12 protein-coding genes and 1 pseudogene are annotated in these 9241 nt (G+C 32.2%); 12 read left to right on the top strand and 1 reads right to left on the bottom strand.

Features of this window, described 5'->3' with window-relative positions; translation table 11 throughout:
• The 6 genes and pseudogenes from DCO46_RS23240 to DCO46_RS16150 form a co-directional block, all read left to right on the top strand.
• Positions 1 to 104, top strand: a pseudogene (locus DCO46_RS23240) (transcriptional regulator); the annotation flags it as partial.
• A 77-nt stretch (positions 105 to 181) separates the two neighbouring features.
• Positions 182 to 517 carry a hypothetical protein gene (locus DCO46_RS16170; protein ID WP_116753541.1) on the top strand — a complete coding sequence of 112 codons (336 nt, stop codon included), beginning with the start codon at positions 182 to 184 and terminating at the stop codon, positions 515 to 517.
• 38 nt (positions 518 to 555) lie between these two features.
• Positions 556 to 1008 carry a hypothetical protein gene (locus tag DCO46_RS16165; RefSeq protein ID WP_116753540.1) on the top strand — a complete coding sequence of 151 codons (453 nt, stop codon included), beginning with the start codon at positions 556 to 558 and terminating at the stop codon, positions 1006 to 1008.
• A 301-nt stretch (positions 1009 to 1309) separates the two neighbouring features.
• A complete protein-coding gene (locus DCO46_RS16160) occupies positions 1310 to 2065 on the top strand; it encodes a hypothetical protein (RefSeq protein WP_124019575.1) in 756 nt (251 codons plus the stop codon).
• Between the two features lie 37 nt (positions 2066 to 2102).
• Complete coding sequence (locus DCO46_RS16155; protein WP_116753538.1) at positions 2103 to 2465, top strand: hypothetical protein; 363 nt, start codon at positions 2103 to 2105, stop codon at positions 2463 to 2465.
• Positions 2466 to 2485: 20 nt separating this feature from the next.
• Positions 2486 to 3451 (top strand): hypothetical protein, encoded by a 966-nt coding sequence (locus DCO46_RS16150; protein WP_124019574.1) that lies wholly within the window; start codon positions 2486 to 2488, stop codon positions 3449 to 3451.
• A gap of 95 nt (positions 3452 to 3546) precedes the next feature.
• Here the strand turns inward: DCO46_RS16150 and DCO46_RS16145 are convergent, their stop codons facing one another.
• Positions 3547 to 3996: a hypothetical protein gene (locus DCO46_RS16145; RefSeq protein WP_116753536.1), complete on the bottom strand. Its 450-nt coding sequence runs from the start codon at positions 3994 to 3996 to the stop codon at positions 3547 to 3549.
• Between the two features lie 173 nt (positions 3997 to 4169).
• On the opposite strand from DCO46_RS16145, the gene DCO46_RS16140 reads away from it, so the two are divergent.
• The 6 genes from DCO46_RS16140 (at position 4170) to DCO46_RS16115 (ending at position 9123) form a co-directional block, all read left to right on the top strand.
• Positions 4170 to 5330, top strand: coding sequence for a DUF1624 domain-containing protein (locus tag DCO46_RS16140; protein WP_116753535.1), 1161 nt, complete (start codon positions 4170 to 4172; stop codon positions 5328 to 5330).
• Positions 5331 to 5490: 160 nt separating this feature from the next.
• Complete coding sequence (locus DCO46_RS16135; protein WP_116753543.1) at positions 5491 to 6675, top strand: hypothetical protein; 1185 nt, start codon at positions 5491 to 5493, stop codon at positions 6673 to 6675.
• A gap of 209 nt (positions 6676 to 6884) precedes the next feature.
• Positions 6885 to 7211 carry an ArsR/SmtB family transcription factor gene (locus DCO46_RS16130; protein WP_116753534.1) on the top strand — a complete coding sequence of 109 codons (327 nt, stop codon included), beginning with the start codon at positions 6885 to 6887 and terminating at the stop codon, positions 7209 to 7211.
• Positions 7201 to 7701 carry an SRPBCC domain-containing protein gene (locus DCO46_RS16125; RefSeq protein WP_116753533.1) on the top strand — a complete coding sequence of 167 codons (501 nt, stop codon included), beginning with the start codon at positions 7201 to 7203 and terminating at the stop codon, positions 7699 to 7701. Before DCO46_RS16130 ends, DCO46_RS16125 begins: the two co-directional genes overlap by 11 nt.
• 41 nt (positions 7702 to 7742) lie before the next feature.
• Positions 7743 to 8246 (top strand): SRPBCC domain-containing protein, encoded by a 504-nt coding sequence (locus DCO46_RS16120; RefSeq protein WP_116753532.1) that lies wholly within the window; start codon positions 7743 to 7745, stop codon positions 8244 to 8246.
• A gap of 193 nt (positions 8247 to 8439) precedes the next feature.
• Complete coding sequence (locus DCO46_RS16115; RefSeq protein WP_116753531.1) at positions 8440 to 9123, top strand: GNAT family N-acetyltransferase; 684 nt, start codon at positions 8440 to 8442, stop codon at positions 9121 to 9123.
• Positions 9124 to 9241 lie beyond the last annotated feature (118 nt).

Raw genomic sequence — 9241 nt, 5'->3', positions numbered from 1 at the left:
GCACATTTAATCCTCTTGATAAAGTTGTAGAACTTTACGAACGTTTGGTTCAGGCGGAAAAAGACAAAGTGGAATATTTAGAAAAATTACTCCAAGGAAAATAATTCCTCAACAATAAAAATTCTGCAAGAGCACAAATATCCATGATTTTGTGCTTTTTTTATAAATCAAAAACAAATCTATGAAAAAACTAACTTTTGTTTTATTTGTCATTTTTCTTTCCTTTTCAAACAACGTAAATTCACAAAATGCTCAGGGAACTTTTCTAGACAACCTCGAATCATTCGAAAGATTAGCGAACAATGAAAATGAATCAATAAGTTTAAACAAAATATATGAAGCCCGTAAGTTTTTAATCGATATCACCGGCATTACTTACAAAATGGAAGAAGCATTTGATATGCCTGTATTTCCTCCAAATGAAACTATAAAAAACTGGAGATCTTGGTTTGAGAAAAATAAAGAACTTTTATATTTTGATGAAAAAGATAAAATAGTCAAAGTAAGAAAAAAATAAAAAACCTATTTTAGCATACCAAATCAAACCCAAAAACTATGAAAATTACGATTCCCCTGTCGGTATTATTTCTATTACTTACTACAAATATATTCAGCCAGACTATTGCTGATTTAAAACTAAAACCAAAAGAAATTCCAAAAGGCGGCTATACTTTAAGCGACGGTAATATTTGCGTTACGCCGCAGGCCTGCACTTTTTATAACGACATTGAAACGTATAGTAATATTGTCGGAACAGTAAAGAGTAAAGCAATTCAGAATTTCAAAAACAAAGCAGACGGTGGCTCGATTATGTATTTTGAATTTGAAAACAGGTTCAAAGGTGATCGTTTTCTACAGGGATTATTGTGGGGAAAAGAAGGTCAGCCAAGCGATGAACATCCTGAAGAGTATCTGGTAAAAGGAAAATTCCTGATCATTTGGAGTTTTCATCCGGACAGCCCTGTGAGAGAAAAATCGGAGGCCAAAATAGAGGCTATTTTGCAGTAAGTAATCAAAAAAACAATTAAGAACAACTGAGATGTCGGACCTGATAATTACTTCGAAATTTAAAATTAAAAATATAATTCTGTACTTGTTTGGAATCCTTTTTATATCTTATATATGCGTGCTTGTCTCTTTAAAATTCAATCCCAATAATTTTTCTACATATCCTAATTTAGCTGCTGGTTGTTTTTTAGCACTTTTTCCGGTATACATTCTTTACTACATTCTTAATTTACCAAAAATTCATATCTATTCTGATACAATTGAATTCCATAGATTTTTGGGTCTGTTCAAACGAACTATTTTGCGTACTGATATAAATAGTTGGCTTGTTAGAAAAAAAGAGAGTAAATATGGTGACTACGAGTATTTGTATCTTACTTTAAATGAACATAAAATCATTAAAGTGAGCAGTTTCGACTATGATGATTTTGATAAAATAAAATCGTCAATAATTAAAAATAAACCTCAAAACAAAATTTTAAAAGAAAGACTCGACAGAAAAGAAAACATACAGTTCTCTATTATCCTGATTCTCTTAGGAATTCTGTTTGTTTACATTGCGGGTCAATTTTACAAAGACGATAGTTTAACTAAAAATGAGGTCTGTGTCATAAAAGGAACTTTATCAGAAGATATCGAATTAAAACACAGCAGGAAATCAAGATCACTGGTTTTTAAATTAGAAAATTTGAGTGATTTCGAATTTAAAACTGGAAGTCTGGCACTAAAAGAAACTTATTATAAAGATTTAATGCGTGATTTTAAAAAGGGTGATAAAATTTATCTCACTATCGAAAAAGATCAATATCAACAAAAAATAAGTAAGAAAGTGCAAATGTCTTTTTGGGAAAAGTACTTTCATTACGAAAAAATTGATGTTGTCGAAGTAGAGAACCGAAACTTCAAATATTTATCCTTATCCGATTTTAATAAAACAAATCGAGACAATGATTATTGGGGAATTGGTTTCTTTGGTATATTTGGAGTGCTTTTGACAATTGGAAGTTTTTATCTTTATCCCAAAAACAAAAAAGCACCGTTACTAAATCGTTCATAGCATCCGCAAACAAAAAGCATAACTAAAAGACAAAAAAATGAAACCACAAATAAGAGTCCTGATTTATTCTATAATGTTCTTTTTATACCTTACGGCAACTCATTTTTTACTGTCGTTGGGCGAAATATTAAAAACGGATCCTTACATCACTTTAGGATGTGGTTTTGCTGCTTTAAATCTTATTTATGCGTTTTTTGGCTTAAAATGGAAACCACTTCTCAATGTAATTTGCGCTATCGGAATCGCTGCTTTGGCTTTATTTCTAGCACTCAAATTCACCAATTTGCATCTGTTTTTAAAATACGATCCTTATCACGTTAAAACTGCTATTTTTGCTAATGCTGTTTTCTCTATTATTTTTTGGGAGATTATTTATAGAGTGAAAACAAGAAAAAGCTAAACTTTTATAACAGCTTAAATATGAGGAATATATTTCTATTGTTTTCTTTTTTATTGGTATTTCAAACATCAAACGCTGATGTAATTCCCCAAAATTCACATTATTTTGAAAAACGCGTAAAAATAATAAACATAGATGAATTTCCAGATTTCTCTTTTATCGGCTATGTTAAACATCCTGCGGGAAAACCTATTAAATCTTATGTCATAAATTCTAAAGATTATCTTCACATTGACGGGTATAAATTCAACATCCTTTATATTGTTGCTGCCAAAAAAAATTATCTTTTGAATAAGAATTTAGATAGCCTCAATTGGGAGAAAAATAAGTCTTTTTTAAAAGCTAATATTTATATTGACACAGAGGGTGGATACATCGACAATGACAAGCCAATTTCATATATCGAAGAATATTACAAAATTGTAAAACTAACTAAAACAAGAATTGTATTATTCAAATGCGCTGAAGCAATCTTCAATAATGACGGATCTCCATACACTTTCAGAGAATTTGATTACATAGAACAAAGTAAAAGCGACATATATCCTTTTAAAAAAGACAACAGAATAGTTGAAACTTACACTAGTGGTACGGTTTTTAAATTTTTATTTGCATTATTGATAACCATCTTTATTGAAACACTTGTTTTATTTTTATTCTTTAAAACCAGATATAAAAAACTTAATATCAGCAATAAACTCTTGTTGATTACAGGATTAGTTACTTCTTTTTCAACTTTGCCTTATGTATGGTTTGTTTTTCCCACTTTTATTCAATCTCGAATTCCCTACATCATTATTTGTGAATCTTTTGCAATTCTAGTTGAATCATTCCTGATTTATAAATTATTAAAAATAGAATACAAAAAAGCTTTATTCATTTCAATTATCTGCAATTTAATTTCGTTTTCGATTGGATTATTAATTAACTATATAATCTCTTCGGAGTATACTTTTTTTTATGCACTTAAAACTTTATTTGAATAAGAAACAATAAAAATAAAACCTATTTTAAGTTGAGATATCAGACGGAATATGGTTTAGATTTAGATACTATCTAAATTCAACATAGCAAGTACTATTCAATTTGTTATTTGAAGCTTTATGGTTTGCAACATTATTCTGTTCTCCTTATAAGGATAAATCTTTCGAACATCAATCCATTGAGAATTTTTCTTTAACAAAATAATGTAATTGCCTAAATCGAACCAAAGTTCAAATTCAATAAATTTTGAATCAGCTTTTTTCACCTTAACCAAATATTGATTAGGCTTGTCGGTTTCTTTAATTTCGACTTCGCCATTTATTGCTTTTAAATTAATATCATTATCACGTATAATGAGATTTTTAAAATCAGGAATTACAGTAAACAGAATTTTACTTTCTGCAATGTTTAATTTTGGAAATTCCTTAAATTCGGGATACCAACTATGTAGAATAACTTTTGGTTTTCTTTCTAATCGAATCGTTTCCTGTCCGCTCAAATTAGTAAAATTGAGAAATGTAACCGCTAAAATTAAAATTAATCTCATTATACCTTCCTATATTTCTGTTTCAATTATAACAAAAATACAATAAATACTAATTCTGTTTATCAATTCTTTAAATGAGATTTTCGAAACAATTCCTTTTACATATAAAATTGATTCCAAATACTTAAAAATAATTTACTAGATTTACCTTTAAGTATTTAAAAATCAAAAACATGAAACGACAGCCATCAATAGACATAGTCCGCGGAATTGTAATGATTATTATGGCGCTGGATCATGTCCGGGATTTGATGCATGTCGATTCCATTACGCAGAGTCCGACAGATTTGGCTACAACTACGCCTTTGTTGTTTTTTACACGCTGGATTACGCATTTGTGCGCGCCGATTTTTGTTTTTCTGGCGGGAACTTCGGTTTATCTTTCGCTTCAGAACAAAAATAATCCTGCCGAAACAAGACAGCATTTATTAAAAAGAGGTTTTTGGCTAATCGTCCTTGAATTTACTCTTGTCAATTTTGGATTGTTTTTCGATATTGGTTTTCACACCCTTTTATTCGAAGTTATAGCCGCAATAGGTTTCGGGTTTATCGCCTTGGGATTATTACTAAAAATCCGTTCAAAAATACTGGGAATTATCGGGTTGGCTATCATATTCTGTCACAATCTTTTGCTACTTATTCCATTTGCAGAAAATTCGGTTTTAAAAGCCGTTTTATCACCATTTTTTGGTCCAGTGGTAATTCCGTTTTCTGGAAGGGCTTTTATTATGGGTTATCCTCCGATTCCCTGGCTCGGCATTATGCTGGTTGGTTTTGCAACGGGAAAATTCTTTGCACTTGAAGAACAAAAAAGAAAAAAACTGTTCCTGAAAATTGGCTTGAGCGCTTTAGTATTATTTATCACCATTCGGTTTCTGAATATTTACGGCGATCCGGCATTATGGGCATCACAGAAAGATGCTGTTTTTACGTTTTTGTCGTTTATGAATGTGACCAAATATCCGCCTTCACTCCTATTTTGTCTGGCGACTTTAGGGATTATGTTTTTGTTGCTCGCCTTCGCTGAACAATTTCAAAATGGAATCAAAAAAGTGACTTTGGTTTACGGAAAAGTGCCTTTGTTTTATTTCATTGTTCATTTTTATGTCATTCATATTCTCACGTTAATCATGCTTTTTGCACAAGGCTTTGACTGGTCGCAATTCGAATTTGCTTCGGGAACTTTTGGAAGGCCAAAAGGCTTAGAAAGTGGTTTACCGCTTTGGGCCATCTACCTGATCTGGATTTCTGTTGTGGCTTTACTTTATAAACCGTCTAAATGGTTTGGAAAATATAAAACTGAACATCAGCATTGGTGGCTGAGATATATTTAATGTACTGCATCAATCCTGACTATCGTGAGAAGAAATAAAGGCAAAAACCGAACGTATGATTATTATGAAAACCGGATTTTCTGCTTCTGATAAATTAAAAAAAGGCATAGTTGTTGAAAAGTTAAAAAAAGATATATTTACACCTTCAAAAAGCAACCTCATGCAAAAAATTACTTTACTGGTTTCTATCTTATTTTTAACGGTTTCGTGCGGCGTAAAAACAACGCAGTCACTTTTGAGCGACGGTGATTATGATGGCGCTATCAATCGTGCTGTCGAGGCATTAAAAACCAAGAAAGATTCTAAAGGAAAACAAGATTATGTCTATCTTCTCGAAGAAGCTTTTGCAAAAGCAAAAGACCGTGACCTGCGCAATCTTGAAATCATGGAGAAAGAAAAAAATCCTGCCAATCTGGAGCGCATTTATAATACTTATATCCAACTAAATAACCGTCAGGAAAAGATCAGGCCTTTGTTACCGCTTCAGTTATTGAAACAAGGAAAAGCAGCTCAGTTTCCTTTTGATAATTATTCGGATCAGATTGTGAGCAGTAAAAATGCCTTATCAAAGTATTTATATGATAATGCACAAGTTCTTCTAAAATCGCCAAATAAATTAGATGCAAGAAAAGCTTTTGATGATTTGAATTATATAGAAAGTATAAACCCGAATTATAAGAATGCCAAAAAATTAATGCTGGATGCTGAATTTAAAGGAACTGATTTTGTAAACGTTTATGCCACAAACGAGACCAATATGATTATTCCGAAGCAGCTGCAGAACGATTTACTGGACATCAGCACTTACGGACTGGATGATAAATGGACGGTTTATCATAGCGTTAAACAAAAAAACATTTCTTATGATTACGGCCTTATTGTCAATTTCAGAGAAATAAATATTTCGCCGGAACAGATAAAAGAGAAAGAATTCATCAAAGAAAAACAGGTTAAAGATGGCGTAAGAACGCTTACCGACAGCAGAGGAAATCCTGTAAAAGACAGTTTGGGCCGACCGGTAAAAGTCGATAATTTTAAAACCCTCAAAATCAATATTTACGAATTCAGACAATACAAAGCGTGTCAGGTAACTGCCAAAGTAGATTATGTTGATTTAAAATCGAATCAGCTGCTGCAATCTTTTCCTGTGGCGAGCGAATATGTTTTTGAGAATATTTATTCTACTTATCGCGGTGACAGAAATGCCTGCGACGAAAATTATCTGGGCTATTTTAATAAACGCGCCGTTCCGTTTCCGAACAACGAGCAAATGGTTTTTGATACCGGAGAAGATCTCAAAGCCAAACTCAAAAATATTGTAGTCAGAAACAGGTTCCGATCATAAAACAATCTCTAATCCCATTTGTCAAAAGCAAATGGGATTTTTTTATTCCTTTTTAATAAAAAAACGACTGAGCACAGCTAGTATAATATGATACAAACAGTTATGCTCCAAAAATTATTACCTAAATAAAAAAAACAGAAAAAAATATTGCGCAACCAAAAAGTTGCTTATATTTGCAACTTATTGATTGCGTATTTAAATACATCAAAATGAAACGAGATATATTTCAGGCTATTGCCGACCCGACCCGAAGAGCCATTTTGGTATTGGTTTCCTCTACTGCATTAACCCCAAATGCAATAGCAGAGCAATTTCAGACAACAAGACAGGCCGTTTCTAAACACATTAAAATATTAAACGAATGTGATTTATTAGAAGAAAGAAAAGAAGGACGAGAAATCTATTATCAGCTCAAAATAGACAAAATGAAAGAAATAGATAAATGGTTAGAACAATTTAAAGAAATCTGGGAAAAACGTTTTAACCAACTGGATCAGGTATTAATAAATTTAAAAACTAAAGAAAATGGAAACTAATCTTGTAATGGATTTTATTGTCGATAAAGAAAACAAAAGCGTAAGGATAAAACGCGAATTTAATGCGCCATTGTCTGATGTCTGGGCTGCCTGGACAGAACCTGAAATTTTAGACCAATGGTGGGCACCGGCTCCGTTTACCTCTAAAACAACGAGTATGGAATTTAAAGAAGGCGGCCGCAGACTTTATGCCATGGTGGGTCCGGAAGGTGAAGAACGCTGGAGCCTTTTTGAATATTCTTCGATTTCTCCCAAAACAAATTTTAAACATTCTTCAACTTTTTGCGATGCCGAAGGAAATCCAAATTCAATTTTTGGAAGTTCCCATTGGGATTTAAAGTTTTCTGAAAAAGGTGATCTGACCGTTGTTGATATTACAATTAAACGAGATAGTTTCGAAGAACTGGAAAAAATAATCGAAATGGGGTTCAAAGAAGGAATTACGGCTACTATGCAAAGTCTGGATAAAATCTTTGAAACACGAAAATAAAACAGAATCAATAAATAGTAATCAATTTAAAATGTAAAGAAATGAAATCAAATCTTTTAATGAATTTTACTGTAGACAAAGAAAATAGTACCGTAAATGTAAAACGTGAGTTTGACGCATCATTAGCAAACGTCTGGTCTGCATGGACAGAACCTGAAATTTTAGATCAGTGGTGGGCTCCTGCTCCTTGGAAAGCCAAAACCAAAAGCATGGAATTTAAAGAAGGCGGCCGCAGACTGTATGCTATGGTGGGACCCGAAGGTGAAGAGCACTGGGCAATTGCCGATTTTACTTCCATTACTCCGAAGACAAATTTTAAATACCTGGATGCTTTCAGCGATAGCGAAGGAAACTTGAATACCGATTTTCCGCGTTCTGACTGGGATGTGAATTTTTCTGAGCAGGGAAATTCAACCATTGTCGATATCGCCATTAAACATGATAAATTATCTGATTTGGAGAAAATCATCGAAATGGGTTTCAAAGAAGGATTTACCATCGCTATGGAAGGTCTGGACAATATTTTTGCAGAAAGAGCAAAATAAAAAATTCAGTCATCAATCAATTAAATCTTATTTCTTAGGGAATGAGATTTTTTTGTTTTTTAGAAAGCAAAAGAATATTATCATTCTGAAAATCTAATATATTTACATTAAATTTTATCAGCTAATAAGTTGTACAGAACAATTCTGTATCCTGCTATTTCGAATTCTTTTATCCTCAAATTAAAGATTAAAAATGAAGATCACTGAAGAAAATAAATTAGATAATCCGGTTTGGAATTCACTCTCTGAAAACCATACTGATTTTGCCATAGATTATAATGGAACTCTTTTTTATAATCCTGATTATTGTCCGTTTGGTGGTTTTGCAGAACTTGAGAGCACTTTACATTCAACCGGAAAATATGCTTCATTATGTGAAAATTTCTTTATCGTTGGAGAAAAACCCAAAATCGCTGATACTTTACAAATCGTAAAGGAACTGGTTTGCCTTCAAATGATTATTCGCGAAAAAGTTTCAATTTCGTTCGATAATGAAATTATTAAATTAACCGAAAAACATGCAGACGAATTATTCCATTTGGTAAATCTGGTTCAGCCCGGATATTTTAAACCCAAAACATTTTTATTGGGGAATTACTACGGAATTTTCAATGATGGAAAGTTAGTATCCATTGCCGGCGAACGCATGAAAATGAACAATTTTACAGAAGTAAGTGCTATTGTAACGCATCCCGGTCATACCGGAAAAGGTTACGCCAAACAATTAACGTCGCATGTTGTCAATACTATTTTTGATGAAAATAAAACTCCTTTTCTGCATGTTGTAGAAACGAATTCCGGAGCAATAAAACTCTATGAGAAACTAGGTTTTGCAACCCGACGAAAGATGAGTTTCTGGAATATTTCTAAAAAATAAACAAAATTTAAAAGCCTGTAAAAACAAGATTTTGCAGGCTTTTAAAAACATTCTTATATTTGCAGAAGTAAAAACGAATATAATTCTTTATGTGAAAAATAATTTCTTCCCGAAAAAT

It is taken from the genome of Flavobacterium sp. HTF (genome assembly GCF_003105115.1).
GTDB lineage: Bacteria > Bacteroidota > Bacteroidia > Flavobacteriales > Flavobacteriaceae > Flavobacterium.
This window is presented reverse-complemented; position numbering and strand designations above follow the sequence as displayed.

Bases quoted from the DNA above. Each gene is read 5' to 3' on its own strand.
- DCO46_RS16170 (WP_116753541.1), top strand. From the start codon at position 182: ATGAAAAAACTAACTTTTGTTTTATTTGTCATTTTTCTTTCCTTTTCA.
- DCO46_RS16165 (WP_116753540.1), top strand. From the start codon at position 556: ATGAAAATTACGATTCCCCTGTCGGTATTATTTCTATTACTTACTACA.
- DCO46_RS16155 (WP_116753538.1), top strand. From the start codon at position 2,103: ATGAAACCACAAATAAGAGTCCTGATTTATTCTATAATGTTCTTTTTA.
- DCO46_RS16150 (WP_124019574.1), top strand. From the start codon at position 2,486: ATGAGGAATATATTTCTATTGTTTTCTTTTTTATTGGTATTTCAAACA.
- DCO46_RS16145 (WP_116753536.1), bottom strand. From the start codon at position 3,996: ATGAGATTAATTTTAATTTTAGCGGTTACATTTCTCAATTTTACTAAT.
- DCO46_RS16140 (WP_116753535.1), top strand. From the start codon at position 4,170: ATGAAACGACAGCCATCAATAGACATAGTCCGCGGAATTGTAATGATT.
- DCO46_RS16135 (WP_116753543.1), top strand. From the start codon at position 5,491: ATGCAAAAAATTACTTTACTGGTTTCTATCTTATTTTTAACGGTTTCG.
- DCO46_RS16130 (WP_116753534.1), top strand. From the start codon at position 6,885: ATGAAACGAGATATATTTCAGGCTATTGCCGACCCGACCCGAAGAGCC.
- DCO46_RS16125 (WP_116753533.1), top strand. From the start codon at position 7,201: ATGGAAACTAATCTTGTAATGGATTTTATTGTCGATAAAGAAAACAAA.
- DCO46_RS16120 (WP_116753532.1), top strand. From the start codon at position 7,743: ATGAAATCAAATCTTTTAATGAATTTTACTGTAGACAAAGAAAATAGT.
- DCO46_RS16115 (WP_116753531.1), top strand. From the start codon at position 8,440: ATGAAGATCACTGAAGAAAATAAATTAGATAATCCGGTTTGGAATTCA.